Source organism: Pseudomonas sp. LBUM1679 (assembly GCF_059695565.1).
Map to the genome: position 1 here is coordinate 4,375,132 of NZ_CP166774.1, position 26,098 is coordinate 4,401,229.

The window sequence follows — 26,098 nt, forward strand, 5'->3', positions numbered from 1 at the left end:
AATGAAGTTGATCGGCATGCTGGATTCGCCCTACGTGCGACGCGTCGCCATTTCTGCCAAATGCTTAGGGATAGACCTGGAACATCAGTCGGTTTCGGTGTTTCGTCACTTCGAGCAATTCCGGCAGATCAACCCGGTGGTCAAGGCGCCGACGCTGGTGCTGGATGACGGTGAAGTGTTGGTGGATTCGACGCTGATCATCGACTACCTCGAAGCGCTGGCCGGTCCGGGAAAGAGCTTGGTGCCCGGCGACCTCGATCAACGCCTGCGCGCATTGCGCGTGATTGGTTTGGGGTTGGTGGCCTGCGAGAAATCCGTGCAGCTGTACTACGAACGCAACCTGCGGCCGGCACATATTCAATTCGAACCCTGGGTGGAACGGGTCGAAGAACAACTGGCGGCGGCGTATTCGGCACTGGAGCGAGAGTTGGAATTGCGGTCGCTGAAGACAGACGGTTCCATTGCCCAGGACGGGATTACATTGGCAGTGGCCTGGAGTTTTACCAACCTGGTGGTGCCGGATCAGGTGGAGGCCGCGCGGTTTCCGCTGATCAGTGCATTTACCGCGTATGCCGAGGGGCTTGAGGTGTTTGTCGATACGCCTATCGAGTGATGGTTTGAAGATCAAAAGATCGCAGGCTGCGCCAGCTCCTACACCGACCGCGTACGACCGTAATCCAGCGGGTGTACGCAATCCCCTGTAGGAGCTGCCGAAGGCTGCGATCTTTTGACTTTGATATTCCCCCTAAACGCAAAACGCCGCTTCCACCAGAGGCAGAAGCGGCAGAGGCACAAGCCTCAGTAGTATCAGGTAAACAGAGCGATCAGGATGATGATCGGGATCGGTATGCCAAGAAACAACAGCAGTAATGAGCGCATGGGAGTTCTCCTGGGTTAACGAACAGGGACTGAAGTGGATACGTAAGCGTCAGTGTCGAGATACTCGACCGCATCCCGACGACGACCACCGAAGGTTGCCGCGAAGCTGGCGAAAAACGCACCGATCAGCAGTGCAACGAACATCCACAGCGCGGTCATTGCAGCCACCTTCGCAGCGGTGTCAGCGGCTTGCTGGGCAGCCAGCTTGGCGTCGGCTACGGCTTTCTGCGTACGTGCATAGACCTCATCGACACGACGTTCGGCATCCGCTTGAGTGAGGTTGGTCCGCTGGGCGACCAGTTGCGCCAGGTAGGTACGGTCTTCGGCGGACAGTTGGCCGTCGCTCAGGCTGCGCACGAAGATGCGGGTCACGGTGCCACGGGCGGCATCATCGCTGACGGCGGCCGGGCGATCATCGCGGAACAGACTGTCGATGTAGTAACCGTACTGGTCACTGTCGGTATTGCCCGCCGCTGTACTCGCCGCTTGAGTCACGGCACTGGCGGCACCACCGGCCACACTGGCGCCGGCCTGCACACCGCCACTGACGATGCTGCTGATCGAGCCGACAATCAGCGTCGCCGTCACCAGCGTCGCCACGCACCAGGCCAGGAAGCCATGGGCGGTATCACGGAAATACACCTCATCGCCATGCATGTTCGCCCACTTCACCCGCAGGCGACCGGCGATATAACCGCCAAGGCCGGAGGCAACGATCTGGGTGAACGCCAGCCAGACAATTGTGGAAATGCCCAAGCCCTTGGCACTCACGCCTTCGTTGGCCCACGGCGACACCGCCGAAAAACCCAGGCCGAAGCCAAGCAGCACCAGAATCAGCGACAACGCGGCCGCCGCTGCAGCACCGGCGAAGATGGCACCCCAGGACACGCCAGAGCGCGAGCTCGATTCGTATTCGGCAGGATAGAAACCATCAGGGGATCTATTCATTGTTTTATCGCTCCAGGCAGAAAGATGGTGTTACAACTCTTCGAATGAAGAAGTGCAGTCACCGTGCCAGTCGCTAATTTTGAATAAGTCGTTTAATTTCAATAGGTTATAAATATTGAACTTCCTATATCCATGCAATTTGCAAGGAACGGGCAATAGCAGCGGGTTTTATGCATTGCCTGCAAGGCAGAGTCATTAAAGGCAAGATCAAAAGATCGCAGCCTCGCTTCGCTCGACAGCTCCTACAGGGGAATTTGGAACACCCGCAGGATTATGGTCGTATGGGGTCGGCGTAGGAGCTGCCGCAGGCTGCGATCTTTTGATCTTTTCGACTCACATGAAGTTTTATTTAGTAAGCCTGCGATCATTTCTTGGCAAAATGCCACGCAACGTTGTGAACTCCAGACAGGCCCATCCCATGACCCGCATCCTGACCATCGAAGACGACGCCGTGACCGCCCGGGAAATCGTCGCCGAATTGAGCAGCCACGGCCTCGACGTGGATTGGGTCGACAACGGCCGCGAGGGTCTGGCGCGCGCGGTCAGTGGCGACTACGACCTGATCACCCTCGACCGCATGTTGCCCGAGCTCGATGGCCTGGCGATTGTCACCACCCTGCGGACCATGGGCGTGGCCACGCCTATCCTGATGATCAGCGCCCTCTCCGATGTCGATGAGCGGGTGCGCGGTTTGCGCGCCGGGGGTGACGATTACCTGACCAAACCCTTTGCCACCGATGAAATGGCCGCCCGGGTCGAAGTGTTGCTGCGCCGACAGAACACCGTGACCGCCCAGGCCACCACGCTGCGGGTGGCGGACCTGGAACTGAACCTGATCAGCCACGAAGCCAGCCGCAACGGGCAGCTGCTGACCTTGCTGCCCACCGAGTACAAGCTGCTGGAATTCCTGATGCGCAACACCGGGCAGATCCTGTCGCGAATGATGATTTTCGAAGAAGTCTGGGGTTACCACTTCGACCCCGGCACCAATTTGATCGACGTCCACATCGGCCGTCTGCGCAAGAAGATCGACCCGCCCGGCAATGTCCCACTGATTCGCACCGTGCGAGGCTCGGGTTATGTCATTGCCGAACCCCTCTAAAGGCTGGCGCTCTTCCAGCAGCCGGTTGCTGGCGCTCTACAGTTCGCTGTTCGTGCTCTGGAGCGGGATTCTCATGGGGGTCATGTACTACGAGGTGTCCGCTTATCTGGACAACCTGGCCAAACACTCGCTGATGCAACGTCAGCACTTGTTCTCGCGTTTTTCCGGCGAACAACTGGTCGACGCCCTCGCCGTCAGCATGACCTTCGACATTCGCGGCCTCGACGCCTACGGCCTGTTCGATGAACAGCATCGCTACCTCAGCGGCGCGTTGCGCCATATCCCCAAAGGGCTGCCGCTGGACGGCAAGATTCACATGCTCAGCGACTGCGCCGATTCCGACGACCCGACCCTGCCCAACGACAGCTGCGACGCGGTGGCGACCCAGGCCAGGGACGGTCGCTGGCTGGTGCTGCTGCGGGACAACGGTTCGCTGTTTGCCGTGACCCGGATCATTCTCCATGCGTTGTTCTGGGGCGTGACCCTGACCATTGTCCCGGGCATCGTCGGCTGGCATCTGTTGCGCCGCCGCCCCCTGCGGCGTATTCGCGGGATCCAGGCCAGCGCCGAAGCGATCGTCGCCGGCGACCTGACCCGACGCTTGCCGCTGTCCAGTCGCCGCGATGAACTGGACATGCTGGCTGCCATCGTCAACGCCATGCTCGAGCGCATCGAACGGTTGATGAACGAGGTCAAGGGCGTGTGCGACAACATCGCCCATGACCTGCGCACCCCGCTGACCCGCTTGCGCGCGCAGTTGTACCGCATGCAGCAACAGTCGGGCGAAGGCTCCCGGGAGGCGGCGCAACTGGATTCGGTACTCGCCGAGGCCGACACCTTGATGGCACGCTTTCGCGGATTGCTGCGCATTTCCGAGCTGGAAGACCGCCAGCGGCGTTCCGGTTTCGTGCAGCTGGATCCGCGGCCGTTGTTGCAGGAACTGCACGAGTTCTATCTGCCGTTGGCGGAAGAAGGTGAGCTTGGTTTCCAGCTGCAATTGCCTGATTCACTGCCACCACTGTATGGCGACCGGGCGCTGTTGTTCGAGGCGGTGGCGAACCTGCTGAGCAACTCAATCAAATTCACACCGCCCGGTGGCGAGGTGATTTTGCGTGGGGTCGATGAAGGTGGGCATACGCGAATCGAAGTGCTTGACTCAGGCCCCGGAATTCCAGAAGGCGAACGGGAAGCGGTATTCCAGCGTTTCTACCGCGCCGAAGGAGGCAACCCGCAAAGCGGATTCGGGCTGGGGCTGTCGATCGTCGCGGCGATTGTCAGCCTGCACGGGTTTTCGCTGGAGGTGGGTAGCAGTGAACTGGGTGGGGCGCGGTTGGTGCTCGATTGCCGGCAGAGCCTGATTCCCCAGACCTAGCGCCATAGATCCCCTGTAGGAGCGAGCTTGCTCGCGAAGGCGGAGTGTCAGTCAAAGTGATATCGACTGACACTCCGCCTTCGCTGCGGTGCGGCGATCCGACAAGCCAGCTCCTACAAGGGATTTGTGGTGTTGTCAGGCTGGGTAGTTGGCCCGCAGAGCTTCAAGGCCACCCTGATAAATCCCGGTAAACAGCGCCACCACTTCCTCATCACTCACCCCCACCGGCGCAAACCGCCCCGACCAGGTCACCCGTGCGCCCTGCCCTTGCGCTTCAACACTGAGCGTCGCCAGATAGTCGGTCGCCGGAAACGGTGCCTGCACAATCGAGTAGCTATAAGTTTTCGCCGCGTCATCAAACGCCTGAAGCCGCTCCACCACCACCGCCCCATCCGCCGTTTGCAGACTGCGCACCCGCCCGCCTTCGCTCAGTTCGCTCTGGGGAATGAACGGCAGCCAGTCCGGCAGCGAGTTGAAGCCGCCGATCAATTGCCAGACCTGATCGGCCGAAGCCGGAATATCGATAAACGCTGATGCAGTTGCCATGTACTGTTCTCTCTTGATCAATAGGTTCAGATCGCCATGCTGTCGACGACACCGCCGTCGACTCGAAGAGCCGCGCCGGTGGTGGCCGAGGATAGCGGCGAAGCGATATACGCAACAAGGTTCGCCACTTCCTCGACGTTCGCCACGCGCTGGATGATCGACGTCGGCCGCGACTTGCGCACAAAGTCGTCGGCTTCTTCCTGAACACTGCGACCGGACGCGGCAATGGCATCCTTGAGCATCAGCTCCACGCCGTCGGTCAACGTCGGGCCCGGCAGGATTGCATTGACCGTTACCCCAGTGCCCGCCAGCCGTTTGGCCAGTCCGTGGGACACCGCCAGGTTGGCGCTTTTGGTCACGCCATAGTTGAGCATGTCCGCGGGGATCGCGATCCCGGATTCCGAAGACAGGAAAATCACCCGCCCCCAGCCCTGTTTGACCATGTCCGGCACGTATTGCCGGGACAGGCGTACACCGGAAATCACGTTGACCTCATAGAAGCGCGTCCACTCGCTATCGGGCGTGTCGAAGAAATCCACCGCGTCGTAGATTCCAAGGTTGTTCACCAGAATGTCGGCCCGTGGTTCGGCGGCGAACAGTTTTTCCGCGCCTTCAGCCGTACCGAGGTCAGCCGTCAGCCCACGTAGCTGCGCACCGGGCACCTGCTGGCGAATGCTCGCCAGCGCCTGCTCGACCTTGGCCGTGTCGCGGCCGATCACCACCACCGTGGCACCGGACTCGGCCAATGCCTTGCTGATGCCCAGGCCAATGCCGGCGGTGCTGCCGCTGACAATCGCCAGTTTCCCGCTCAATTCAATCTTCATAGCGCACCGCCTGTGTAGGAGCTGCCGAAGGCTGCGATCTTTTGATCTTCATATTGCATCCCCTGCGTAGGAGCTGCCGAAGGCTGCGATCTTTTGATCTTCATATTGCATCCCCTGCGTAGGAGCTGCCGAAGGCTGCGATCTTTTGATCTTTCATATTGCATCCCCTGTGTAGGAGCTGCCAAAGGCTGCGATCTTTTGACCTGGCAACGGCGCTCGCTCAGAAACCAGGTTAGCCTCGCGCATCGCCTGCCAGAACGCCGCAGGAATCACCGCCGACAACGCAGCCACATCTTCGGCAATTCGGCCCGGCCGACTGGAACCTGGAATCACCGCTGCCACCGCCGGGTTCGCCAGGGAGAACTGCAACGCCGCCGCCTTGATGTCGACACCGTGGGCGGCCGCAATGCGTTTGATCTGCTCGACCTTGTTGACGATCGCCGGACTGGCCTTCTGATATTCGAAATGCGTGCCACCGGCCAGAATGCCCGAGCTGTACGGACCACCCACAACGATCTCGACGTTCTGCGCCAGCGCCGCGTCCATCAGTCGCTGCAAGGCACGGTCGTGATCGAGCAACGTGTAGCGCCCCGCCAGCAGAAAACCGTCTGGCTGCGCTTCGGTCAGATCAAGGGTCAGCTCGCAAGGCTCGACCTTGTTCACGCCCAGGCCCCAGCCCTTGATCACGCCTTCTTCGCGCAAACGGGTCAGCACTTTGAACGCGCCGGTGCGGGCCTGATTGAAATATTCGAGCCATTGATCCCCATAGAAGTCCTGGGCGATGTCATGCACCCAGACGATGTCCAGGCGATCGGTTTGCAGGCGCTTGAGGCTGTCTTCGATCGAGCGCAGGGTCGCGTCGGCGCTGTAGTCGTTGACGATTTTGTTCGGGCGACCGTGTTCGAACACCCCGCTCTTCTCGCCCAGGTCCCGGGCCGAGGCGTCTTCGACTTCATCGAGAATCACCCGACCGACCTTGCTGCTCAGAACATAGTCGTCGCGGTTGTACTGGGCCAGCGCGGCGCCCAGGCGAATCTCCGACAGGCCAGAACCGTAAAACGGCGCGGTGTCGAAGTAACGCACGCCGGCATCCCAGGCGGCGTGCACGGTGGCCATCGCCTCTTCTTCTGGAATGGCGCGGAACATGTTGCCCAAGGGTGCGGTGCCAAAACCCAGGGTGCCGGGCAGTTTGTCTTTCAAGCTCATAAGTGAATCCTCTTGGATATGCAGGAGCCGGCTTGCCGGCGAAAACGCTGGAACAGTCGCCACAATTACTACCGGACGATCCGCTATCTCCAACAAGCCGACTCGCACAAAACGGTTTGTGTTGCCTTGCCGATGAGCAAATCCTAGATTGCGATGATCGGACCGTCCAAGACATAATGCGCAGCACTTGAGTCCCCAGAGGTCTGACATGATCGACATCCGCCAGTTGCGCTACTTCGTCGCCGTCGCCGAAGAAGAACACGTCGGTCGAGCCGCCGAACGCCTGCACATTTCCCAGTCGCCCCTGAGCCGGCAGATCGCCCAGCTCGAAGAGCGCCTGGGGCTGACCCTGTTCGAACGCAGCCAGCAGCGCATTCGCCTGACCCGCGACGGCCAGACCTTCCTCGCCGAAACCCGCGCCCTGCTGACCCACGCCAACCGCCTGGAATCCCTCGGCAAGCGCCTGGGTCGCGGCGAAGAAGGCGGCCTGTGCATCGGCTACATCGAAAACGCCATGCATGCCGGGGTGCTGCCAAACGCCTTGCGGGTGCTGCGGGTCGACCGGCCGAACGTGCACGTCGCGCTGTACAACCTGAGCTCCGCCGAACAGCTTGAAGGCCTGCGACAGCGTAGTCTCGATATCGCCCTGGTCAGCGAACCGCCCGTCGCCGACGATCCGGACCTGCTGGGTTTCCAGGTGCTGGACGACCCGATGCTGCTGGCCTTGCCCGAGCATCATCCTTTGGCGCAGCAGACAACCTTGACCCCGGCGGACCTGGCCGATCAGGAATGGATCGGCGTGCAACACCGCCAGAACTGCGCCAGCCGCGACGACTTCGTCAGCGCCTGCATCCGCGCCGGTTTTACTCCGGACATCCGCATGGAGGCCACCGAGCCCTTCACCGCGCTGGGGCTGGTGGCGTCGGGGCTGGGCATCGCGATGATCCAGAAAGGCTTGAGTCGCAATGCGCCACCGGGCGTGGTCTTGCGGGAGGTGCCGTGGATTGCCTTCACCACACCACTGTGGGCGGCGTGGCACCGGATCAATCTGCGGCCGTTGGTGGAGACGTTCAGGAAAGTATTGACCGGGCCAGCGTCGGCCACATAAAAAAGCAGGGTGATCCAATGCCCATCAGCTATACGCAGTCCTTGTGGGAGCGGGCTTGCCCGCGATGGCGGTCTGACAGACACAGTTATGTCGACTGACACTCCGCTATCGCGGGCAAGCCCGCTCCCACAGGTCCGTGCTTATCCGGCAGATGTCTTTTTGTCGCGAAATTCGCGCATTAAACAGCGCCCGACGGCGCTTTTTTAAAGACCTTGTAGGTTACTTCACGAAAGCTACAGTGCCTTGCGCCGTTGCCTACCGTTACGCCAGAATCCGCCGGCTTGTGCGCCTTGGGGCCGCTCGGTAACTTGATTCCCGTCACTGCCCATCAGTGATCGGGTTTCGCAGCCTGGGTAAACTCTGGACGCACAACGTCTACCGTCCGTGAGCAGACGCTTTATCAGGTCTGTCACTCATGTCATGGCGGCTGTGCGCGGGAGACCTTCGGGTCTGCCGGGTTCCTAGAGTCCTGGTCTGCGAACCCGCGTACAGTTGCCACCTTTTTTCGTTTCGCAGCGAATGGTGGCAGCTCCAATTCTCTAGGAGTTCCATCCATGTTCAAAGTCACCCCCAACCCGCCGGACACCGATCCGGCATCCCCGTACGAAAACCTCGATTCAAAAAAACGCCACGAAGCCGCCGAACGCGCCCTCGATTTTCACCTCAATACCCCCGCCGACATCAAAGCCACCCCGCGCACACCCGGCACCATGTTCATCGTCAACCCGCAGCTCGATACCGAAACCCTGCTGGCCCATGCCTGCGAATCGCTGGCCTCGGCCAACGTCATGGCCATGGACCTGGCGGACCATATGGACGGCCCAAGCCGCAACTCCCTGTTGGGCATTGCGCAAGTCATCATGCTGGGCGAGCTGGCGGTGAACCGGGCGCTGGATCAACTCGATCCACCCGGCTAGACGCAAAACCTGTAGGAGCCGGCTTGCCGGCGAAGAGGCCGGCACATTCAACATCGTTGTCGACTGTCATACGCCATCGCGGGCCAGCCGAATCGTCGCACCGCCGCTCCCACAAGGATCTCTGCTGGTCATTAAATCTGAGTTCACACCAGCCCACTGTGGGAGCGAGCAAGCTCGCTCCCACAGTGTCCGCATCGAACTTCTACCGCTCAATGCTTGATTTTTTCTTAACCAATCCGGGTTTTCATATCGCTTGTCAGGCTTGTGCCCTGTTGACTACCAAACAGCAACCTATCAGTTCTGCTAGTACCCAACCCACTGCAAAATGGTAAATACTTGCTGCAACTATTGCGGACCTTCGGAGCAATCCTCATGCAATCTCAACGGGAAACATTGCTCTGCCGTTATAGATATGATCCCCTGGATCGACTGACCGGTCACACACTGCCGCAAACTTCTGAGCGGCAGCGCTTCTATTGCAAAAGCCGTTTGACCACCGAAATACAGGGCGCGATGAAGCATTCAATCGTCCAGCACGATGACCTGCTATTGGCGCAACAGTGGGTTGAGGGCGAAGTACTCGATTCTACGTTGCTGGCCATCGATCAGCAGCGTTCGGTATTGCATACACTCAAAGCCGATCATCCACCACAGTCCATTGCCTATTCGCCTTATGGCCATCGTCGTCCTGAAAATGGATTGCTCAGCCTGTTAGGGTTCAATGGCGAACGGCCCGATCCGGTGACCGGTCATTATTTATTGGGGAATGGGTATCGGGCGTTTAATCCGGCGTTGATGCGATTAAACAGTCCGGACAGTTTGAGCCCATTTGGCAAGGGAGGTGTGAATTCATATGCGTATTGCTTGGGGGACCCCATCAATCTGCACGACCCAAGTGGAAACATTGCGCTCCCAAATTTTCTTTCCAATACATTTAAAAAATTTCTGGGCGTTATGGGCGCGAAGGATAAAACTTATATGAATGGAGGTGGAAAAATATTTTCTCATATGAGTGGACCTGAAAAGATATTCCCCCTCAGCATGACGATTGAATCTGACATTGTAATCTCTACCAGCCGGATAGATACTTACCCCTTAGATCCATTCAGTCGCCATATAAAATCGGCAACTGTAGTGACAACTTACTCCAACGGCAAAGAAACTGGGGCAAGCGCCGAGATACGGTATAGCAGTGGAATGTTGCAAACAACCGACCATAGATATATAAAATCCGACAGAAGCATGTTTAGCCTCCAAGAGTCGGCTTACAGTCAAATCCCTGGAGAACAACTACAAGCATATTATAAACATGGCACAGTTCCAGCCATGAACCCAGCAATTGATCACATAAATCTCAGAAAAGCCCATGTCGCGTTTTCTCGTAGCGGCCTAATCAAAAAGTCGCCATACGCTTACCGCAACTTAAAAAAAGGCGGCGAAGAGAGGACGGATCCTTGGAGTTCGTCCCAATACAGCAGCAAAAATAATCAGAGCAGAACGCTAATCAGACAATAAAAATTGGCGATCTTTGGAGTCTGTCGATCAAGCAGATCCGCGAGGAGGCGCAGAACGTGGTGGTGGTGGTGCGTCGGGTGAATTACCTGTTGATGTCGTCGATGCTCGCCTCCGGGGAAATTTCCGTCGGCATCAGCTACACCACGGAACTGCCGGCCAACGCCAAGCGCAAGAAGCTGCGCGACCTGAGCGTCAAGATCCTGCGTGGCGACAACCGTCCCGGCACCCTGACCCTGGATGACTATTGCGAACGACCCCACGCGCTGGTGTCGTTTTCCGGGGATTTGACCGGTGCCATCGACAACGACCTGGCCCGTATCGGACGTTCACGCCGGGTGGTGCTGGCGGTGCCGCAGTTCGCCGGCCTGCGCGCTTTGCTTGCAGGCACCGATATGCTCGCCACGGTGCCGGACTACGCCGCGTGCGCGTTGATCGAGGGCAGCAGCCAGTTGCGGGCCGACGACCCGCCGTTTGGCATCAACCTGTCCGAACTGTCCATGGTCTGGAACGGGGTCAACGATAACGATCCGGCAGAACGCTGGTTGCGTTCGAAAATTGTACGCCACATGTCCGTGCCACTGCCGGCGCATTGAGCGGGCGGAAATACACCTGATCGGACTCGCGCAGGTACACCGGCAGGTCCGTGACCGGTGGCATGGCCGGAATCTCGAAATACATCTGCACCACCCAGCCGCGGTGATAGCTGGCGTGATTGACCACGTGCAGCAGCATCGCGCCGGCGCTCATGGTGCCGCTTTCGCCCGAAACAAAGCTGAACTCGACGGGTTGGTCCAGCGATTCATCGGTCTGCCGTTCGCTCCAGTCGCAGTACCAGTGATCGATGGCCTTTTGCGCCACGCGCAGCTCGGCCAGCTCGGGATGCAGCAGATCGTGTGAGGTCTTGAAGCCGTGCCCTCGGCCTTCGAGGTGGGCCTGCCAGATGCAGTCCACGACGTAGATGTGGTTCAGGGTGCCGATCATGTTCTTGAAGACCGAGACCCGATCTTTATTGACCTCGCCCGGTGGCAAGGCGGCCAGGCTGTCGAAGAGGCGTTGATCGGCCCAGCGTTTGTAATCGGCAAGCATGCGGGCAGTGCGTGCGTTGATCATCAGAGGTCTCCCACTTCAATGGGCGCACTGCCAAGCATAGCCCGCTTCGACGAACGGCATTACCGGCGCTGATCATCGGTACACCCTTGCCGGGCCAGAAAAATCAGAACGTTCCGGGGTAACTGCCGCCGTCGAGCAACAGGTTTTGCCCGGTGAGGAAGCCCGCGTGGGCGCTGCAGATGAACGCGCAGTAGGCGCCGAACTCATCGGGCTGGCCGAAGCGCTGGGCCGGAACCTGTTTGCGCCGCTGTTCGCCGATGCTGTCGACGCTGGTGCCATTGGCGTCGGCGGCGGCGCTCAGGGTCTTGTGCAGGCGCTCGGTCTCGAACGGCCCCGGCAGCAAGTTGTTGATGGTCACGTTGTTGCCCGCCAGCCGGGACTGGCGCGCGAGCCCGGCGATGAAACCGGTCAGCCCGCTACGGGCGCCATTGGACAGGCCCAGCACATCGATCGGCGCCTTCACCGCGCCGGAAGTGATATTGACGATGCGCCCGAAACCGCGCTCGGCCATGCCGTCGACGCAGGCCTTGATCAGCTCGATGGGCGTCAGCATGTTGGCATCCAGCGCCTTCAGCCAGTCTTGACGCTGCCAGTCGCGGAAGTCGCCCGGCGGCGGCCCGCCTGCGTTATTGACCAGGATGTCCACCTGCGCACAGGCGGCCAATACCTGCTCGCGCACCGCCGGCTCGCTGATGTCCCCGGCCACCGTGCGCACTTCGATGCCGGGTGCCAGTTGGCGCAATTCGTCTGCCGCCGCCTGCAAGGTTTCGTTGCCCCGGGCATTGATCACCAGGTTGACGCCCTCCTTCGCCAAGGCCCGCGCACAGGCCAGCCCCAGTCCCTTGCTGGCGGCGCAGACGATCGCCCAGCGCCCCGTTATTCCCAATTCCATGACCTGCTCCTGTTGGTTGAGTGCGAAGAAAATCCTCGTGCGTTTTTACGTTACCACTGTCTGGCATGCTCTAACGATGGATCAATGCCCGACGCAGTACACAGTTGCCAACAAACGCAATTGCCCATACTGCGACATTTGGCGTTATCATTACGCCAAATGTCGCATGGAGATAATCAATATGCCCACAGCGAATCAAGCAGACAAGCCTGCCGCCAAACCCACCGGAAAAACAGCCAGGGTGTCGCCGGCAACGAGCCTCAACCGAACGCCGACCGAGGTGCTGTTACATGGCCGAAAAGGTGATACACGCCTGTTGATCATCCGGTACACGCAGGAAGGTTTCGACCTTAGCGACGTCAGGGACATGCTCTCCACGTCAACGCTGTACATGGAGCACGGCCTTGTTCAGCGCATCACCGGCAAGTCCGTCAGGACCGTCCAGCGCTTGATGAAAGAGCCAAAACCGCTACGCCTGAACCAGCAGCAGAGCACGGTCGCCTTTCAGTATGCGCAGACCCTGGAACACGCCATCAACGTGTTTGGCAGTCAGCAGTTGGCTGAGGACTGGCTGGGCAAACCCTGCAAATACCTCGACGGAAATGTCCCGCTGGAGCTGATCGACAACTCGCTGGGCTTCCAGGCGGTGGAGGACTATTTGACTCGGATTGAACACGGGGTTTACCAATGAATCCTTTGCCCTGGGACGGGAAGTGGCACGCCTGGCGCCTTGACCGCGAGGTCTACAAGGACACTTGGGACAGTGGCATTGGCGCGCAAAAATCCGGTGGCCGCTGGAACCCTCCCGGCCGCCGGGTGATTTACGCTTCGGCCGACCCCTCCACGGCCATCCTGGAAGTCGCGGCCCACCTTGGCTTCGACGCGCTCGACAGCGTGCCTCACGTACTGACGTGTTTCGAAGTGCTGGATCCGGCGCTCATCAACGTCGTTCAACCCGAAGACGTGCCAAACCCGAACTGGCTCATTCCGTCCCAACCCTCGCCCAATCAGCAACAGTTTGCCGATCAGCTGCTGGCCCGGCATCCGTTCCTGCTTATCCCTTGCGCAGTCACTCACCATTCGTGGAATTTACTGGTGAGCTGCGACCTGGCTGCCGATAAATTCAAGCTTGTCTCCCAAGAGCGCTTCGGCCTGGACACCCGGTTGCTAAAGTAAACGTGAGAGACGCCTGACTGGATAGCTTTTCGGTTCGGGGGCGTGCCAAAACCACTCATTTCCATGGGGGCTCAGCGAATCGCCACCGGGTTGATGTTGACCTGGGTCGAGCCCTTGTACAGCGGCTGTCCGAGCACGAACATGAACGTCCAGGCCTTATCCCGGACCAGCGCGCGGCTGTCGATCAGCTCGAGGTTGTAGATGCCGTTCTTGGCCAGCATGAACTGATTGACCGGAAACTCCTGGCCGTCTTTGCCCGGGTAGATTTCCGAGGCCCAGGTATCGCCGCCGAACGCGACGATCTGTTTGTCCGCCAGCCACTTGGCCGCCGCCATGCCGATGCCCGGTTCCACGGCGAGGAATTTCTCGTTGTCCTTGCCCAGCAACTCCAGCCAGCCGGTGTTGAACAGCACCACGTCGCCCTTCTGGATGGTGATGCCCTGCAGGTCCAGGGCTTTCTGGATGTCGGCGACGCTGAACTCGGTTTTCTCCGACACGATGGCGCTGCCGTATACAGCTGTCATGTCCAGCACCACGCCACGAGTGACGATCGGTGGGACTTTTTCGATGCCGAGTTTTTCCACCCCTTCCACGGTCACGAAGTCCGCGGCGCGGTTGCCGTTGTAATAGACGTTATCGATGCCGATGTGGCCGATGCCGTTGAGTTGGGTGCCGACGCCGGTCCAGCCCACCACCAGTTCATCGTTGAAGGTGAATTTGTTCGGGCCCAGGGTGGTGCCGCCGGCTTCGCCGGGCTGGATGTTGGTCAGGTGAAAACTGCGATGGCGGAAGGCCGGCAGGTTTTTATCGATGGGCACGGCCAAAGGGTAGGTTTTGCCGGTCTTGATCAGTTTCGCGGCGTTGAGCACCGACTCGGCGTTCAACAGATTCAGCGCGCCGATCTCATCCTTGGCGCCGTATTTCGACGGAAACCATTTTTCCGCGTCCGTGGCGTGGGCGGCATTGAGGGTAAACAACAGGGCAAACGGCAGTACCAATCGGTTGAGCATGGGGAGTCCTTGTCTGGTTACAGTGAACCCAAGGTACGCAGCCGTGCCGGGGGGAAACAGACAGGTACGGGCAATACAATTGTTCTGGATTGTCACGAGTGGATCGCGTGATGGGCCTCGCGGTTATTGGTCGAAGTGATAGTTTTTGCGGCAAGGAACTCCTGAGTGCCATCAGGCATCTTAAATTATGTAACACTTCCTTTACGCTTCATGCTTTCGGAGGACTCCGTCATGCGCCGTCTGTTTCTCATCTCCTCGCTAGTGCTCTGCTTGCCCGTCGGTTCGGCCCTGGCCGATGTGGATGCAGGCGATGTCGCCACTTCGGCGGGTCTTTCCGCGTCCCTGTATTCAACCTTCAAGGATGACAAAATGATGATTCCCGCCCGGGATGACGCCTCCAGCTTCGTGGCCAGTGGCGGCACCATTCGTGGGGTTTACCTGGAGTCGGTGTTGCAGCAGGTGCGTCAGAACAATCCCGGCCTGAAGGCAAGCGATGAAGACCTGGCCCGAGCCATCCTGGTTCAGGAAGGCACGCCTGCCGGTCAATAACTGCTGAAAACGTCGCGGTGGGGCTGGTGAAACTTCAATGACATTTCCGGCCCTGCCTTCGCTTCACGCTACTTTGCGCTTGCAGTGGACAGGCGCGCCCATCCGGCAACCATCTGCGCACTGATATTCACCCCGCCACACACCACGATCACCACGTCCCGGGCATCGGCAATCGCCGCATGGTCCAGGTAGCCGATCGCCAACGAAACCCCGCACGCCGGCTCGACCAACTGTCGCAGGTCGTTGGCATAACGCACCACGCCCATGATCGCGTCGTCATCGCTGAGGACCACGCATTGGTGAGCAAAATCGTGGATGTGCTGCACCGGCCAGGCGGCGACCTGAGCCGCGCCGAGCGAGGTGGCGACGGTATCGATTCGCGGCAATCTGACGGGGTGCCCGGCAGCCAGCGCCGCCGAAAAGGACGCCGCGCCCCGGGTCTCGCAAGCGACGATCCGGCAGTCCATGCGGCCATGGCGGATCAAGCCGGTGAGAATACCCGCCAGCAAGCCACCGCCTCCGACCGACGTCACCACCGTATCGATCTGAGGACAGTCCTCGAGGATTTCATCGATCAGGCTGCTGTGCCCCTCCCACAACACCGGATGATCAAAGGCCGGCACGTACTCGGTGTGCGCGCCCTGTGCCAGCTCCATGGCCTTTTGATTGGCATCGTCCCAGACCTTGCCATGCACGATCACTTCGGCACCGGTCTTGCTGATTCTGGCGCGGGTGGTTTCCGGGGTGGTGTGTGGCACCACGATGCAGGCTTTCAGGCCCAGGCTGGCGGCGGCCACGGCCGTGGCGAAACCGGCGTTGCCAGCGGAGGGGCAAACCACTTTGCGCTTGCCCGCAGCCTTGGCCTGGGTGCACAACAGCCCCATGCCGCGCAGCTTGAACGAGCCGCTGGGTTGCAGGTTTTCCAGTTTGAGCCAGATGCGTCGGGTCGGGGTCGACAGGCCCGGGTGCAGAATCAAGGGTGTTCTGATGTGAAGCATGGTGGCTCCCTTTTGGCACGCCACCGGCTCCTCGATCGTTTCAACGAGCCAAGGGTGAACGTTGCTTAGCCAAGCTTAGTTCACCCCGGCCTCAGGACTAGCGTCTTCGCGATAACGCGGTGCCGCCGTGGAGTTGCCGAACAACCCGGACAGCGTTTTGCGCTGGCTTTCATAGCGGTCCCACTGCTCGCCGTCGTGCAGGCCGGGAATGGTCACCACCTCGCCTTGTGCCAGGCCCGTCAGGGCGGCGTCGACCATATCCTCGGCGGACATCACGATCTCCTTCGGCAGGTTTTCCACCGGGTTGCCGGCCTCGCTCCAGAAGTCCGTGGCCGTGGCGCCGGGCAATACGGCCTGGATGCGCACGCCTTTGTCGGCCAGCTCGTGATGCATCGACTGGCTCAAGCTCAGGACGAAGGCCTTGGTCCCGCCGTACACGCCGTTGAGAATTTGCGGAGCGATAGCCACGATCGAGGCGATGTTGATCACGGTGCCGCTGCCGCGGGCGACGAAGCCGGGCACCACCGCGTAAGCCAGGCGCATCAACGCCGTGACGTTGAGGGTGATCATGTCTTCCATATCGTCCACCGGGCTGCCCAGCAATGGCATGACGCCGCCGACCCCGGCATTGTTGACCAGCAGGGTGATGCTCGCGTCGTGGCGCAGTATCTCTTCAACCCGCAGCAGGTCGGCTTTGTCTTTCAGGTCCGCGGCGACCACTTCCACCGCGCGTCCGGTCTGGTTGCTCAGCTGGTTGGCCAAGGCGTTCAATTTGCTCCGGCTGCGGGCGACCAGAATCAGGTCGTAACCTTGCCGGGCCAGCCGCTCGGCGTAGACCGCGCCGATGCCCGAAGAGGCTCCAGTGATCAGTGCGGTGCCTTTGGAGGAGAGGGCCATGTCGATTTTCCTTCACAGTGAGGCGATAGATTCGCCGGGGTGTGATCCGTTATAAATGGACTGACGCGCGTCGCAAATGACGTTTAAAGTACGTTTTCAGGACATGACACTTTGAGGAACTGGCGATGACTTGCGTGGCGTTTGTCGTTTTTGAAGGTTTCCAGTCCATGGCGCTGGCGGCCATGCCGGTGTTCGAATACGCCAACTTCAGCGCTGGCGAAGCGCTTTATGAGGTCAGCGTGTTGTCCGAGCACGGCCGCCTGCTACGTGCCTCCGGTGGCCTGAGTGTCGGCACCGAGGCGTTCGACGAGCGGGTGTTCGATACGGTGATCGTGGTCGGCGGCGATGCCGTCCTCCAGCAGGCGCCCGAAGGGGTGCTCAACTACCTGCGCGCCAGCGTCAAGACCGCACGCCGCACGGCATCGATCTGCTCCGGCGCCTTTGTCCTGGCCCAGGCCGGTTTGCTGGACGGCCGACGGGCCACCACGCACTGGGCGTACGCTCGGGAACTGCAAGCGCGGTTCCCGTCGATCAAAGTCGAAGAAGACCGCATCTACGTCATCGACGGTTCGATCTGGACCTCTGCCGGAATGACCGCCGGCATCGACCTGGCGCTGGCCATGGTGGAAAAGGATCACGGCGCCGATCTGGCCCGTTCCGTGGCGCAGAAGCTGGTGATGTACCACCGCCGCGCAGGCGGCCAGTCGCAGCACTCGGCACTGCTGGAACTGGAACCGAAATCCGACCGTATCCAGACCGTGCTGGGCTATGCCCGGGAACACCTCGCCGAGGCCTTGTCGGTGGAACACCTGGCGGACGTGGCGCGCCTCAGCCCTCGGCAATTCAGCCGGGCCTTTCGCGCCGAGACCGGCCAGTCGCCGGCCAAGGCCATCGAGAACCTGCGCCTGGAAGCCGCTCGCCAATTGCTCGAACGCGGACGATTGAACCTCGATCAGATCGCCGTCGAGACCGGCTTCAGCGACCGTCGGCGCATGCGCGAAGCGTTCCTTCGGGCGTTCGGCCAGCCGCCCCAGGTGATTCGGCGCAATGCCCGGGCTGACAACGCGGCGTAGGCGCTGCGTGGGATCTGCCCGGGATCTGCTCGGGATCTGCTCGGGATCTGCGTAGGAGCTGTCGAGCGAAGCGAGGCTGCGATCTTTTGATCTTGAGCGTCTGGAAGGGCACCGAAGATCAAGATCAAGATCAAGATCAAGATCAAAAGATCGCAGCCTCGCTGCGCTCGGCAGCTCCTACACTGTGACTTGGGAGGTCAGTCATGAAAATCTCGGCCAGGCTGGCGTTTTTCGCCGTCGTCGCCACCCTCGCCTACCTCGGGCTCGCGGTGTGGGGGCTGGGCGGATTTGCGGCGTTTTTTTCCCATGCGCCGCTGGTGGTCGTGGTGCTGGCAACCCTGGTGATGGCGATCGCGTCACTGTTTACCGAGGCCAACCTGAGCTCTGGCGAACGGGAGGACCGGGCCAATCGCTGGGTGCTCCCGGCCTTCGGGGTGATCGGCATATTGAGCGGTTTTTTGCCGGCCTACACCGACCGGATCGAATTCTGGACCTTCGGTGGCGAGGGCGTTCGCTGGCTCGGCGCCGTGCTGTTCATCATCGGCGGCGCGCTACGGCTGTGGCCGGTGTTTGTGCTGGGCAAACGCTTCAGTGGACTGGTGGCGATTCAACCGGGGCATAGCCTGGTCACCGACGGGATCTATCGCAACTTGCGCAACCCCAGTTACCTCGGGATGTTGATCACTGCCGTGGGCTGGGCGCTGGCGTTTCGTTCGGGTGTCGGCCTGTTGCTGGCCGCGCTGACAATGATCCCGCTGATTGCGCGCATTCACTCAGAAGAAGCGCTGTTGCGGGCGCAGTTCGGTAGTGAATACGAGGCCTATTGCGCCCGTAGCTGGCGGTTGATCCCCGGGATTTACTGAAACACCACAACCCCCTGTAGGAGCTGGCTTGCCAGCGAAGGCGGCGGCACAGTCAATATTGATGTTGCCTGATACACCGCTTTCGCCGGCAAGCCCGTCTCCCACAGTTAGAGGGTGTGAAGGCGAAGATTACCGTCGGGATCCACCCCTGCGGTCACCGTGTCATAACTGACCAGCGTCGCATGCGCCGTCTTGATCGGGTGAATGTGAGTCGATGTCATGACCACAAGGTCCGCCCCCGCCGCCTCGGCCGCGAGAATCCCCACCGCCGCGTCTTCGAAAATCAGGCACTCGGTCACCTCGACACCCAGCCGCCTCGCAGCCAGTCGATACCCTGCAGGATCGGGTTTACCAGCACTGACATCTTCGGCCGTGACCATCACCTCAGGCTCCGGTATCCCCGCCGCCGCCATCCGTCGTCGCGCCAGCGCCTTGGGTGCAGAGGTGACGATGGCCCATTGCTTGGCCGGCAACGATTTGAGGAAGTTCGCCGCGCTGGCCACCTCGACAATCCCCTCGACATCCCCGATTTCGGCCTCGGTGATAAACGCCGCTTCAGCCTCGGCATCCACCCCGGGCAGCGCCAGACGATTGATGGTGTCGATGGCGCGGGCGCCATGGATGGTCGGCAGGAAAGATTCGACATCGACCCCGTGGCGCAAGGCCCAGGCGGTCCAGATCCGCTCGGCGGCGGCGATGGAGTTGAGGACGGTGCCATCCATGTCGAATAGAAAAGCGCGGTAAGGGGTGTTGAAGACGCAATTGTGAACAGGCAAAGGGCAGCTTCCTTTTGCAAGGGTCAGACGGGTATGTCTTACAATCTACACCTCCGTATGCCACCCCTGTAGGAGCTGGCTTGCCAGCGAAGGCGGTTTCTCATCCAACACATCTGTCGTCTGACCCATCGCCTTCGCTGGCAAGCCAGCTCCTACAGAGGCCTGTGTGAAGCCAAGGCGCTTTGCACACAATCGAGCAATTGCCCGAGCGCCCAGGGCTTCTTGATGAACGACACCCGGTGCCTCACGCCGGAGGTTTCGGGGGTTTCGAAGCCGGACATGATCATGATCGGCTTGTCCGGCCAGCGGTCACCAAACTGGTTGGCCAGGTCCGCGCCATTGAGCTTGCCTGGCATGGTGATGTCCGTCAGCAATAGTCGGACTTCATTGAAATGACCTTCCAGATAGGCTGATGCGGCGTCTGCACTGGCCTGGGGCTGAACCACAAACCCTTCATCCTGAAGAATTTCGCAGAGAAACTCCAGAATCAACGGGTCGTCCTCAACCACAAGAATCAACCCGCCAGGAAGCGTCTCGCCCGCTGTCGATACTGGACTCATGACTGTGCTACTCCCTGATTACGTAAATGATTTCGCGGCCTGAAATCCGCTACTTACAGGTATGAGCAGCGGACACCGAGGAAATTCATTTTTGATACAGGCAACGACAAAATCGAGGGCCCTACAAGCGGTAGCCCGTGAGTAACAGGGTTCGAATTACTGTGCCATCTCGTCCTTCTTCATGGCGTCCTTGGACATGGCATCTTTTTTCATGGCGTCTTTGCTCATGGAATCCTTGGACATTTCGTCTTTCTTCATCGAGTCCTTCGACATGGCGTCTTTTTTAATGGCGTCTTTGCTCATGGAATCCTTGGACATGGCCTCCTTTTTCATGGCGTCCTTGGACATCGAATCCTTGCTCATGCTGTCGTTGTTCATGGCATTGGCGGCAAACACGCTGGCAGCGCCCATGGCCAGGCACATCGACAGTACCGCGGTGGTTAACATTTTCATGATGAAACTCCTTTGAATCACAGGTTGCTAATGAACGCAGCGTGAGCCGCGCAATAAAACTGCCGGGCGCCGTCAGCTGCCACCGAACCAGTTGTAGCCCTGGTCTTCCCAGTAGCCGCCGCTGTAGGTGTTGCTGACGAATATCGCCTGGATGTGTTTGGGGTTCTTGTAGCCCAGCTTGGTGGGCATGCGCAGCTTCATCGGGAAGCCGTACTCGCGAGGCAATACCGCGCCGTCATAGGTCAGCGCCAACAGAGTTTGCGCATGCAGTGCGGTGGCCATGTCGATGCTGGTGTAATAGTCGTCCGCGCATTTGAAGCCGACATATTTGGCATCGGTGTCGGCACCGACCCGCTTCAGGAAATCGCTGAACCGCACGCCGCCCCAGCGCCCGATCGCGCTCCAGCCTTCGACGCAAATGTGTCGGGTGATCTGATCGGTCTGCGCGATGGCGCGCAGATCTTCAAGGCGCCAGCTGCGCTTGTCGGCGACCAGCCCGGTCACTTCCAGGCGGTAACCCTCTTCCTCCACCGTCGGTGCCTCATCGATGCCGTAGAAGGCATTGAAGGGAAACGGCCGGGTGATCATCGACTCAGGATAGGTGGGCGCCAATGCGTTGGGATTGAACAGCCAGCCCTGCACCCGATCGTTGAACCGGGACATGGAGGACAGGGCGGTCTCGACGCTGTCGTTGTCGGTCAGGTTGCAGCCGGACAACATGGCCACGCCGCCGAGGGTCAGGCCGCGCATCAGAAAGGAGCGACGGGAACGATCCTCGATCTGCGGGGCAATTATTTTTCGGGCGTCGGTCAGGATGGACGACTCGTCCAGCTCAGAGCCCTGGATGCGCTTTTTCATACGGGCTCCTTGCGTCCGACAATCATGGCCCACAACGTTCTGGGAACCAGCGCGACCATCAGTAGATGCACCGCAACGAATGCCACCAACAACGCCATCGCAATGAAATGCACATGCCGCGCGCCTTCGTAACCGCCCAGCAACTCACGCAGGAGCGGGAACTGCACGGACTTCCACAGCACCAGCCCGGAGATCACCAGCAGCGCGATGTCGGCCATCACGAACAGGTACGCCACCCGTTGCACCTGGTTGTAATGACTCGGGTCGGCATGCTTCAACCGCCCGCGCAACGCAGCCCACAGGTCATGCAGGACACCTTGGGGCGAGACGGGGAAAAAGCGCCGTTTCAGACGACCACTGAAGAGGTTGATGATCAGGTAGACCAGACCGTTGATGGCGAGAAACCACATCGCCGCGAAGTGCCATTGCAACGCACCGCCGAGCCAGCCGCCCAGGGTGATCGAAGCGGGAAAACTGAAATCGTAAAGCGGCGACGCGTTATAGATCCGCCAACCGCTGGTGACCATGACCAGTACCGCCAGCGCATTGAGCCAATGGGTAAGCCGTAGCCAGCGTGGATGGGATGAAGCAGGTAGCGACGACATAATGCGTTCCCGGCGGTTGATCGTTGCAGCCGAGTATGTGAGCCGACAGATCGCCGAATCCTCACGTAAAGTTAAATTAATCGTGATAACTCCCGGGGCTGACCTCGCCTGATTTCCCCTGGCATCGCCATCATCAGACCTGGACGTCGATTGGCGGTCAGCTATTCGGTGGATTGGTAAAGCCTTCCGCTGTTGGTTCGTTGGGGAGCATTTGTGTTTAAAATGCCGCCCCAACCTGTTGCCGACCCTGCCCGATGAACTCTGACGCGCTCTCTATCCTCCACGATCATTTGCTCAAAGCCCTGGCAGCCGCCCCGGAAGAAACCCGCCGGCTGTTCCACGGCCGTGGTCGTTGCTGGCCGGGGCTGGAGCAATTGACGGTGGACTGGTTGCAGGGTGTGGTGCTGGTATCGCTGTTCAAAGAGCCTGAAGCGGCGCAACTGGAGGCGTTGAAACAGCGGCTGCTGCAGGTCACTCAATCACCTGAGTGGGCGACCTCCGGCGCGCACACCTTGGCGCTGCAACATCGTTACCTGCTGCAAAGCACCACCGAGTGGCTGCTCGGGGAGGCGATCGAGGACATGACCATCACCGAGGGCGGCCTGCATTATCGCGTCGACCTGGGGCGCAAACAGAACACCGGCCTGTTCCTCGACATGCGCTACGGCCGCGACTGGGTACGGGCCAATGCCCAGGGCACGCGCGTGTTGAATCTGTTCGCCTACACCTGCGGCTTCTCGGTGGCCGCCATCGAAGGCGGCGCGACCCATGTGGTCAACCTGGACATGTCCAGCCCGGCGCTGAGCCGTGGCCGTGACAATCACCGACTGAACGGACATGACCTGGGCAAGGTGACGTTTCTGGGCCACGACCTGTTCAAGTCCTGGGGCAAGGTGATCGGCAAGGGGCCGTACGACCTGGTGATCATCGATCCGCCGTCCTTTCAGAAAGGCAGTTTTCTGCTGACCAAGGACTACCAGCGGGTGTTGCGTCGTCTGCCGGAGTTGCTCAGTGCCCAGGGTACGGTGCTGGCCTGCATGAACGACCCGGCGTTCGGCGCGGATTTCCTGATCGAGGGCGTCATGCGTGAAGCGCCGAGCCTGCGCTTCGAGCAACGGCTGGAGAACCCGCCGGAGTTTCCGGATGCGGATGTCGAATGCGGGTTGAAAGCGCTGGTGTTCAGGCTGGCCTAGCCGAAGATCAAAAGATCAAAAGATCGCAGCCTGCGGCAGCTCCTACAGATGTACGCAATACCCTGTAGGAGCTGCCGCAGGCTGCGATCTTTTGATCATGCGACTAGTGGTACTTGAGCGGACAACCCCACCTTTCTACGATAATTATGCGCAGCCGCTTGTTGGTGCAAGCCGTTGCGTAAGTGGTGAGTGCACTGAACCCCAACAAGCTCACCACTTGCTTCACGCGCATCTTGAGCCTCAAGGGCTCTTCTACCTCCCCATCAAAGAGCGTTGAGGCTCTTTTTTAACGGTACGAAACCCCATTCTCTGTAGGAGCGAGCTTGGTCCGGGCGGCGTTCCGACGATGGACGACAACGATAACGCGCACTGCCTGAACGAACGCGATCTCCGGACGATTTTCGCGAGCAAGCTCGCTCCTACAGTCGACCGGGTTGTCTGGGCGGGCGCTGACTACATTCCCCCTCGCCCAGCCGCTCGCGCGCACACTCCTGCGCCTTGCGCGCCATCTGGTCCAAGTGCCGATCCCGCTGTTTTTCCGCATCGAGCATCGCCCGCTTGCCATGTTTTTGCAGCAGGTAGGTATGAATCTGCCGCACCTCCAGCGAGCTGTAGATCGAGGCCACATCCAACAGCCCCATCAACCCTTCACTGCCATGGTCGCGGGTGTTCATCAGCACCTGAGTTCCGCGCACGCCCACCACCTGAAAGCCCATCGACTCGAAATAAGGCACCTTGGCCACAGCGCAGGTCAGTTCGGCATGGGGATAACGGCCGACCATTTCCCGCACCATCCGCCGGGCAATGCCTTGACGCCGATAACCGGCCTGCACCGCCATGTACGCCACGCCGCACGCCTCGGGATCGTCCTTGACCGGCAGGTACAGCAAAAAGCCGACAACTTTTTCCGGGTCGTCATCGTCGGTCGCGACCAGCAACTCCACGGCAATCCCTTTCGCCCCGTTCAAGGCCTCCAGGTAGAGATGAACCTCATAGCCGATCGCGTACTGATAGAGGTTGTACAACAGGTTGCTCGGCGGGATCGCGACCATGCTGATGTCGGTCAGGTAGTCGACGACCATCTGCAGGATCTGGCTGTTGACCGGCTCTGGGCATGGGGCTTGGTAATGGGTGATCTGGGGCATTGCAGGGGCTGACTCCGGGAGGCGGATGTGAAGCGTTGATCGAGGGTCTGCCTATCATAACGTGCCGAGGCGGCTTGTTCGCTAAAGTACTCAGCGCGACGCAATGATCGTTCCCACGCCCTGCGTCACCAGTGTCCCGTCATGTTTCACAGGTCAAGGCTGCGGTTATGAATGGGCACTAGTGACGAAGAGCGTGAGAACGATCAGAAAGGCCGACGGTTCTGAGGGCCGCGCATCGGTGCTGTCGGTGCTCTAATTGCGCTGGACGTCGCGGGAATCACTCTCACATTTTGCCTTATTAGAGCATTTACTTGCGCGGAAGATAAGCCTTGATTCGCTAAGGCCATTAGGGTTTGACCTATATGAAATTCAGATGCGAGGTCCAAGTTTTGCGCCGTAGGCGCCGTGGGAATAGAGCTACCGGGATTAGCTTGCAATTGGCTTGCAGCAATCGCTGGCGCCATTGGTTGGTTGACAATGGCATTCTGGTTGATTCGTGGGCGTGTGGGTGGCGGGGCCAAGATAAGCGCCCGTGGGGCCCTTGGGGTTGGAGCGACTTTTTGTACGGGCACCTCTTTTATTACGTCCTGAAAGGCATCCGCAGCTGTACGCTTTATTGCACTGTTTGCTGTGCTTTGTTTAAGGAACTTTGTCGATTGACGAACAAGACGAGTTTTTTGCTCACCTTGACCGATCAGGAATTTCAAGTTGTTGCGCATGGCTGCCCAAAGCAATTTTCCTGCATGTCCAGAAGGGTCATTTCTGTTCACAGGATCCCCGGAGCAATAGGCATAGCTATTCACACCACCTGCTCCAAAAGGACTCCAACTGTCCGGACTGTTAAACCGCATCAACACCGGATTAAATGCCCTATAGCCATTGCCCAGCAAATAATACCCGGTCAGCGAGTCCGGCCGTTCGCCGTTAAAGCCGAGCAGGCTTAGTAAGCCGCTCTCGGGTGGGCGATGTCCATAGACGGTGTAGACAAGAGGATTGGGCTGAGACGTGTCGAGCGCATTCAACACCGTGCGTTGTTGGTCGGTGGCGAGCAAGATTGTACGGTTCGGAGACATGGTGGAGTTCCCTGAAGGAGCGACGATTCAGGGTTTTACTGTGGCGCAATTGACTCGCCCTGGGTACTAGCAGAACTGCTAGTGTCGGGCGATGGATGTGACGCGCAGCGTCACTGACAGCATCCGTGCTCGAGGACTGGTGCGCGCCGCTTGCCCAGGTGTCATCTGTACTACCCGAGGTGGCGTCAGGCATCGCCGGCGTTTGCCTTGGGGCTGGAGGCGTTGCGATATCGGGTCTGATGCCGGTGGGTCAGATGATTGAAGTGTTGACTGTGCCGGCCCCATCGCGAGCAAGTCGAATCGTCGCACCGCCGCTCCCACAGGGTTTTGTGTTGTTCACTCCATTTGTGCAACAGCCTCGATCACTGTGGGAGCGGGCTTGCCCGCGATGGGGCGCTTGGCAACACCGCTAAACCAAAGCCTTGGCCTCCTCGCCCACTCTGACGAATT

Annotated in this window: 28 protein-coding genes and 2 pseudogenes; 14 read left to right on the forward strand and 16 right to left on the reverse strand. The window is 59.7% G+C overall.

The genetic code is table 11. The features are described from left to right. The first annotated feature begins 1 nt into the window (after nucleotide 1). Entirely contained in the window at nucleotides 2-613 is a 612-nt protein-coding gene (locus ACA062_RS19865) for a glutathione S-transferase (protein ID WP_497452624.1), read from the forward strand. A 281-nt stretch (nucleotides 614-894) separates the two neighbouring features. On the opposite strand, the gene ACA062_RS19870 is transcribed toward ACA062_RS19865, so the two are convergent. Further along, the gene (locus tag ACA062_RS19870) at nucleotides 895-1,827 is read right to left on the reverse strand and encodes a hypothetical protein (protein WP_497452625.1); all 933 of its coding nucleotides are present in this window, start codon (nucleotides 1,825-1,827) and stop codon (nucleotides 895-897) included. Nucleotides 1,828-2,245: 418 nt separating this feature from the next. Between ACA062_RS19870 and ACA062_RS19875 the strand changes: the two genes are divergently transcribed. Both ACA062_RS19875 and ACA062_RS19880 read left to right on the forward strand, forming a co-directional pair. Beyond that, nucleotides 2,246-2,929 (forward strand): response regulator transcription factor, encoded by a 684-nt coding sequence (locus tag ACA062_RS19875; protein ID WP_128870114.1) that lies wholly within the window; start codon nucleotides 2,246-2,248, stop codon nucleotides 2,927-2,929. Then, nucleotides 2,907-4,301, forward strand: coding sequence for a sensor histidine kinase (locus ACA062_RS19880; protein WP_497452626.1), 1,395 nt, complete (start codon nucleotides 2,907-2,909; stop codon nucleotides 4,299-4,301). The genes ACA062_RS19875 and ACA062_RS19880 overlap by 23 nt, the downstream gene beginning before the upstream one ends. Before the next feature lie 135 nt (nucleotides 4,302-4,436). On the opposite strand, the gene ACA062_RS19885 is transcribed toward ACA062_RS19880, so the two are convergent. From ACA062_RS19885 to ACA062_RS19895, 3 genes are all read right to left on the reverse strand, one after another. Then, entirely contained in the window at nucleotides 4,437-4,847 is a 411-nt protein-coding gene (locus ACA062_RS19885) for an SRPBCC family protein (RefSeq protein WP_128870918.1), read from the reverse strand. A 26-nt stretch (nucleotides 4,848-4,873) separates the two neighbouring features. Next, on the reverse strand, nucleotides 4,874-5,671 hold the full coding sequence (locus tag ACA062_RS19890) for an SDR family NAD(P)-dependent oxidoreductase (RefSeq protein ID WP_497452627.1): 798 nt from the start codon (nucleotides 5,669-5,671) through the stop codon (nucleotides 4,874-4,876). Between the two features lie 153 nt (nucleotides 5,672-5,824). Next, a complete protein-coding gene (locus ACA062_RS19895; RefSeq protein WP_497452628.1) occupies nucleotides 5,825-6,877 on the reverse strand; it encodes an aldo/keto reductase in 1,053 nt (350 codons plus the stop codon). A gap of 208 nt (nucleotides 6,878-7,085) precedes the next feature. On the opposite strand from ACA062_RS19895, the gene ACA062_RS19900 reads away from it, so the two are divergent. The 4 genes and pseudogenes from ACA062_RS19900 to ACA062_RS19915 form a co-directional block, all read left to right on the forward strand. Beyond that, nucleotides 7,086-7,985: a LysR substrate-binding domain-containing protein gene (locus ACA062_RS19900; protein ID WP_497452629.1), complete on the forward strand. Its 900-nt coding sequence runs from the start codon at nucleotides 7,086-7,088 to the stop codon at nucleotides 7,983-7,985. A gap of 554 nt (nucleotides 7,986-8,539) precedes the next feature. Beyond that, a complete protein-coding gene (locus ACA062_RS19905) occupies nucleotides 8,540-8,902 on the forward strand; it encodes a DUF6124 family protein (protein ID WP_497452630.1) in 363 nt (120 codons plus the stop codon). A 372-nt stretch (nucleotides 8,903-9,274) separates the two neighbouring features. Beyond that, nucleotides 9,275-10,417, forward strand: a complete 1,143-nt coding sequence (locus ACA062_RS19910) for an RHS repeat-associated core domain-containing protein (RefSeq protein ID WP_497452631.1) — start codon at nucleotides 9,275-9,277, stop codon at nucleotides 10,415-10,417. Between the two features lie 26 nt (nucleotides 10,418-10,443). After that, nucleotides 10,444-11,010 (forward strand): annotated as a pseudogene (locus tag ACA062_RS19915) (LysR substrate-binding domain-containing protein); the annotation flags it as partial. Here ACA062_RS19915 and ACA062_RS19920 read toward each other — a convergent pair. Together ACA062_RS19920 and ACA062_RS19925 are read right to left on the reverse strand one after the other, a co-directional pair. Continuing rightward, the gene (locus tag ACA062_RS19920; protein WP_497452632.1) at nucleotides 10,931-11,527 is read right to left on the reverse strand and encodes a DinB family protein; all 597 of its coding nucleotides are present in this window, start codon (nucleotides 11,525-11,527) and stop codon (nucleotides 10,931-10,933) included. The pseudogene ACA062_RS19915 and the gene ACA062_RS19920 overlap by 80 nt on opposite strands. Before the next feature lie 103 nt (nucleotides 11,528-11,630). Then, nucleotides 11,631-12,419 (reverse strand): SDR family oxidoreductase, encoded by a 789-nt coding sequence (locus tag ACA062_RS19925; protein WP_497452633.1) that lies wholly within the window; start codon nucleotides 12,417-12,419, stop codon nucleotides 11,631-11,633. Between the two features lie 181 nt (nucleotides 12,420-12,600). On the opposite strand from ACA062_RS19925, the gene ACA062_RS19930 reads away from it, so the two are divergent. Together ACA062_RS19930 and ACA062_RS19935 are read left to right on the forward strand one after the other, a co-directional pair. Then, nucleotides 12,601-13,110: an Xre family toxin-antitoxin system antitoxin gene (locus tag ACA062_RS19930; protein ID WP_497452634.1), complete on the forward strand. Its 510-nt coding sequence runs from the start codon at nucleotides 12,601-12,603 to the stop codon at nucleotides 13,108-13,110. Beyond that, the gene (locus ACA062_RS19935) at nucleotides 13,107-13,595 is read left to right on the forward strand and encodes an RES family NAD+ phosphorylase (protein ID WP_497452635.1); all 489 of its coding nucleotides are present in this window, start codon (nucleotides 13,107-13,109) and stop codon (nucleotides 13,593-13,595) included. The genes ACA062_RS19930 and ACA062_RS19935 overlap by 4 nt, the downstream gene beginning before the upstream one ends. A gap of 71 nt (nucleotides 13,596-13,666) precedes the next feature. On the opposite strand, the gene ACA062_RS19940 is transcribed toward ACA062_RS19935, so the two are convergent. After that, nucleotides 13,667-14,605 (reverse strand): cyclase family protein, encoded by a 939-nt coding sequence (locus tag ACA062_RS19940; RefSeq protein ID WP_497452636.1) that lies wholly within the window; start codon nucleotides 14,603-14,605, stop codon nucleotides 13,667-13,669. Nucleotides 14,606-14,836: 231 nt separating this feature from the next. Here ACA062_RS19940 and ACA062_RS19945 point away from each other — a divergent pair, with 231 nt between their 5' ends. Then, complete coding sequence (locus ACA062_RS19945) at nucleotides 14,837-15,154, forward strand: DUF2388 domain-containing protein (RefSeq protein ID WP_128870907.1); 318 nt, start codon at nucleotides 14,837-14,839, stop codon at nucleotides 15,152-15,154. Nucleotides 15,155-15,222: 68 nt separating this feature from the next. On the opposite strand, the gene ACA062_RS19950 is transcribed toward ACA062_RS19945, so the two are convergent. Together ACA062_RS19950 and ACA062_RS19955 are read right to left on the reverse strand one after the other, a co-directional pair. Next, the gene (locus ACA062_RS19950; RefSeq protein ID WP_497452637.1) at nucleotides 15,223-16,152 is read right to left on the reverse strand and encodes a pyridoxal-phosphate dependent enzyme; all 930 of its coding nucleotides are present in this window, start codon (nucleotides 16,150-16,152) and stop codon (nucleotides 15,223-15,225) included. Nucleotides 16,153-16,227: 75 nt separating this feature from the next. Beyond that, complete coding sequence (locus ACA062_RS19955) at nucleotides 16,228-17,049, reverse strand: SDR family NAD(P)-dependent oxidoreductase (protein ID WP_497452638.1); 822 nt, start codon at nucleotides 17,047-17,049, stop codon at nucleotides 16,228-16,230. Nucleotides 17,050-17,174: 125 nt separating this feature from the next. Here ACA062_RS19955 and ACA062_RS19960 point away from each other — a divergent pair, with 125 nt between their 5' ends. Both ACA062_RS19960 and ACA062_RS19965 read left to right on the forward strand, forming a co-directional pair. Beyond that, nucleotides 17,175-18,122: a GlxA family transcriptional regulator gene (locus ACA062_RS19960; RefSeq protein ID WP_497452639.1), complete on the forward strand. Its 948-nt coding sequence runs from the start codon at nucleotides 17,175-17,177 to the stop codon at nucleotides 18,120-18,122. A gap of 203 nt (nucleotides 18,123-18,325) precedes the next feature. Then, nucleotides 18,326-18,985, forward strand: coding sequence for a methyltransferase family protein (locus tag ACA062_RS19965; protein ID WP_497452640.1), 660 nt, complete (start codon nucleotides 18,326-18,328; stop codon nucleotides 18,983-18,985). 107 nt (nucleotides 18,986-19,092) lie between these two features. Here the strand turns inward: ACA062_RS19965 and ACA062_RS19970 are convergent, their stop codons facing one another. The 5 genes from ACA062_RS19970 to ACA062_RS19990 form a co-directional block, all read right to left on the reverse strand. Further along, the gene (locus tag ACA062_RS19970; protein ID WP_497452641.1) at nucleotides 19,093-19,761 is read right to left on the reverse strand and encodes an HAD-IA family hydrolase; all 669 of its coding nucleotides are present in this window, start codon (nucleotides 19,759-19,761) and stop codon (nucleotides 19,093-19,095) included. Nucleotides 19,762-19,913: 152 nt separating this feature from the next. After that, complete coding sequence (locus tag ACA062_RS19975) at nucleotides 19,914-20,321, reverse strand: response regulator (protein ID WP_497452642.1); 408 nt, start codon at nucleotides 20,319-20,321, stop codon at nucleotides 19,914-19,916. Nucleotides 20,322-20,477: 156 nt separating this feature from the next. Continuing rightward, nucleotides 20,478-20,774, reverse strand: coding sequence for a pentapeptide MXKDX repeat protein (locus tag ACA062_RS19980; RefSeq protein WP_497452643.1), 297 nt, complete (start codon nucleotides 20,772-20,774; stop codon nucleotides 20,478-20,480). Nucleotides 20,775-20,846: 72 nt separating this feature from the next. Beyond that, a complete protein-coding gene (locus ACA062_RS19985; RefSeq protein ID WP_497452644.1) occupies nucleotides 20,847-21,632 on the reverse strand; it encodes a molybdopterin-dependent oxidoreductase in 786 nt (261 codons plus the stop codon). After that, nucleotides 21,629-22,237, reverse strand: coding sequence for a cytochrome b/b6 domain-containing protein (locus ACA062_RS19990; RefSeq protein ID WP_497452645.1), 609 nt, complete (start codon nucleotides 22,235-22,237; stop codon nucleotides 21,629-21,631). The genes ACA062_RS19985 and ACA062_RS19990 overlap by 4 nt, the downstream gene beginning before the upstream one ends. Before the next feature lie 254 nt (nucleotides 22,238-22,491). Here ACA062_RS19990 and ACA062_RS19995 point away from each other — a divergent pair, with 254 nt between their 5' ends. Continuing rightward, nucleotides 22,492-23,430: a class I SAM-dependent methyltransferase gene (locus tag ACA062_RS19995; RefSeq protein ID WP_497452646.1), complete on the forward strand. Its 939-nt coding sequence runs from the start codon at nucleotides 22,492-22,494 to the stop codon at nucleotides 23,428-23,430. Nucleotides 23,431-23,849: 419 nt separating this feature from the next. Here the strand turns inward: ACA062_RS19995 and ACA062_RS20000 are convergent, their stop codons facing one another. Both ACA062_RS20000 and ACA062_RS20005 read right to left on the reverse strand, forming a co-directional pair. Next, nucleotides 23,850-24,575 carry a GNAT family N-acetyltransferase gene (locus tag ACA062_RS20000; protein ID WP_497452647.1) on the reverse strand — a complete coding sequence of 242 codons (726 nt, stop codon included), beginning with the start codon at nucleotides 24,573-24,575 and terminating at the stop codon, nucleotides 23,850-23,852. 203 nt (nucleotides 24,576-24,778) lie between these two features. Further along, complete coding sequence (locus ACA062_RS20005; protein ID WP_497452648.1) at nucleotides 24,779-25,648, reverse strand: RHS repeat-associated core domain-containing protein; 870 nt, start codon at nucleotides 25,646-25,648, stop codon at nucleotides 24,779-24,781. 125 nt (nucleotides 25,649-25,773) lie between these two features. Here ACA062_RS20005 and ACA062_RS20010 point away from each other — a divergent pair. Next, a pseudogene (locus ACA062_RS20010) lies at nucleotides 25,774-25,888 on the forward strand (LysR substrate-binding domain-containing protein); the annotation flags it as partial. Between the last annotated feature and the right edge of the window lie 210 nt (nucleotides 25,889-26,098).

Bases quoted from the DNA above. Each gene is read 5' to 3' on its own strand.
- ACA062_RS19940 (WP_497452636.1), bottom strand. From the start codon at position 14,605: ATGCTCAACCGATTGGTACTGCCGTTTGCCCTGTTGTTTACCCTCAAT.
- ACA062_RS19965 (WP_497452640.1), top strand. From the start codon at position 18,326: ATGAAAATCTCGGCCAGGCTGGCGTTTTTCGCCGTCGTCGCCACCCTC.
- ACA062_RS19925 (WP_497452633.1), bottom strand. From the start codon at position 12,419: ATGGAATTGGGAATAACGGGGCGCTGGGCGATCGTCTGCGCCGCCAGC.
- ACA062_RS19900 (WP_497452629.1), top strand. From the start codon at position 7,086: ATGATCGACATCCGCCAGTTGCGCTACTTCGTCGCCGTCGCCGAAGAA.
- ACA062_RS19905 (WP_497452630.1), top strand. From the start codon at position 8,540: ATGTTCAAAGTCACCCCCAACCCGCCGGACACCGATCCGGCATCCCCG.
- ACA062_RS19950 (WP_497452637.1), bottom strand. From the start codon at position 16,152: ATGCTTCACATCAGAACACCCTTGATTCTGCACCCGGGCCTGTCGACC.
- ACA062_RS19885 (WP_128870918.1), bottom strand. From the start codon at position 4,847: ATGGCAACTGCATCAGCGTTTATCGATATTCCGGCTTCGGCCGATCAG.
- ACA062_RS19990 (WP_497452645.1), bottom strand. From the start codon at position 22,237: ATGTCGTCGCTACCTGCTTCATCCCATCCACGCTGGCTACGGCTTACC.
- ACA062_RS19945 (WP_128870907.1), top strand. From the start codon at position 14,837: ATGCGCCGTCTGTTTCTCATCTCCTCGCTAGTGCTCTGCTTGCCCGTC.
- ACA062_RS19935 (WP_497452635.1), top strand. From the start codon at position 13,107: ATGAATCCTTTGCCCTGGGACGGGAAGTGGCACGCCTGGCGCCTTGAC.
- ACA062_RS19920 (WP_497452632.1), bottom strand. From the start codon at position 11,527: ATGATCAACGCACGCACTGCCCGCATGCTTGCCGATTACAAACGCTGG.
- ACA062_RS19865 (WP_497452624.1), top strand. From the start codon at position 2: ATGAAGTTGATCGGCATGCTGGATTCGCCCTACGTGCGACGCGTCGCC.
- ACA062_RS19980 (WP_497452643.1), bottom strand. From the start codon at position 20,774: ATGAAAATGTTAACCACCGCGGTACTGTCGATGTGCCTGGCCATGGGC.
- ACA062_RS19960 (WP_497452639.1), top strand. From the start codon at position 17,175: ATGACTTGCGTGGCGTTTGTCGTTTTTGAAGGTTTCCAGTCCATGGCG.
- ACA062_RS19870 (WP_497452625.1), bottom strand. From the start codon at position 1,827: ATGAATAGATCCCCTGATGGTTTCTATCCTGCCGAATACGAATCGAGC.
- ACA062_RS19985 (WP_497452644.1), bottom strand. From the start codon at position 21,632: ATGAAAAAGCGCATCCAGGGCTCTGAGCTGGACGAGTCGTCCATCCTG.
- ACA062_RS19930 (WP_497452634.1), top strand. From the start codon at position 12,601: ATGCCCACAGCGAATCAAGCAGACAAGCCTGCCGCCAAACCCACCGGA.
- ACA062_RS20005 (WP_497452648.1), bottom strand. From the start codon at position 25,648: ATGTCTCCGAACCGTACAATCTTGCTCGCCACCGACCAACAACGCACG.
- ACA062_RS19910 (WP_497452631.1), top strand. From the start codon at position 9,275: ATGCAATCTCAACGGGAAACATTGCTCTGCCGTTATAGATATGATCCC.
- ACA062_RS19975 (WP_497452642.1), bottom strand. From the start codon at position 20,321: ATGAGTCCAGTATCGACAGCGGGCGAGACGCTTCCTGGCGGGTTGATT.
- ACA062_RS19995 (WP_497452646.1), top strand. From the start codon at position 22,492: ATGAACTCTGACGCGCTCTCTATCCTCCACGATCATTTGCTCAAAGCC.
- ACA062_RS19875 (WP_128870114.1), top strand. From the start codon at position 2,246: ATGACCCGCATCCTGACCATCGAAGACGACGCCGTGACCGCCCGGGAA.
- ACA062_RS19955 (WP_497452638.1), bottom strand. From the start codon at position 17,049: ATGGCCCTCTCCTCCAAAGGCACCGCACTGATCACTGGAGCCTCTTCG.
- ACA062_RS19890 (WP_497452627.1), bottom strand. From the start codon at position 5,671: ATGAAGATTGAATTGAGCGGGAAACTGGCGATTGTCAGCGGCAGCACC.
- ACA062_RS20000 (WP_497452647.1), bottom strand. From the start codon at position 24,575: ATGCCCCAGATCACCCATTACCAAGCCCCATGCCCAGAGCCGGTCAAC.
- ACA062_RS19895 (WP_497452628.1), bottom strand. From the start codon at position 6,877: ATGAGCTTGAAAGACAAACTGCCCGGCACCCTGGGTTTTGGCACCGCA.
- ACA062_RS19880 (WP_497452626.1), top strand. From the start codon at position 2,907: ATGTCATTGCCGAACCCCTCTAAAGGCTGGCGCTCTTCCAGCAGCCGG.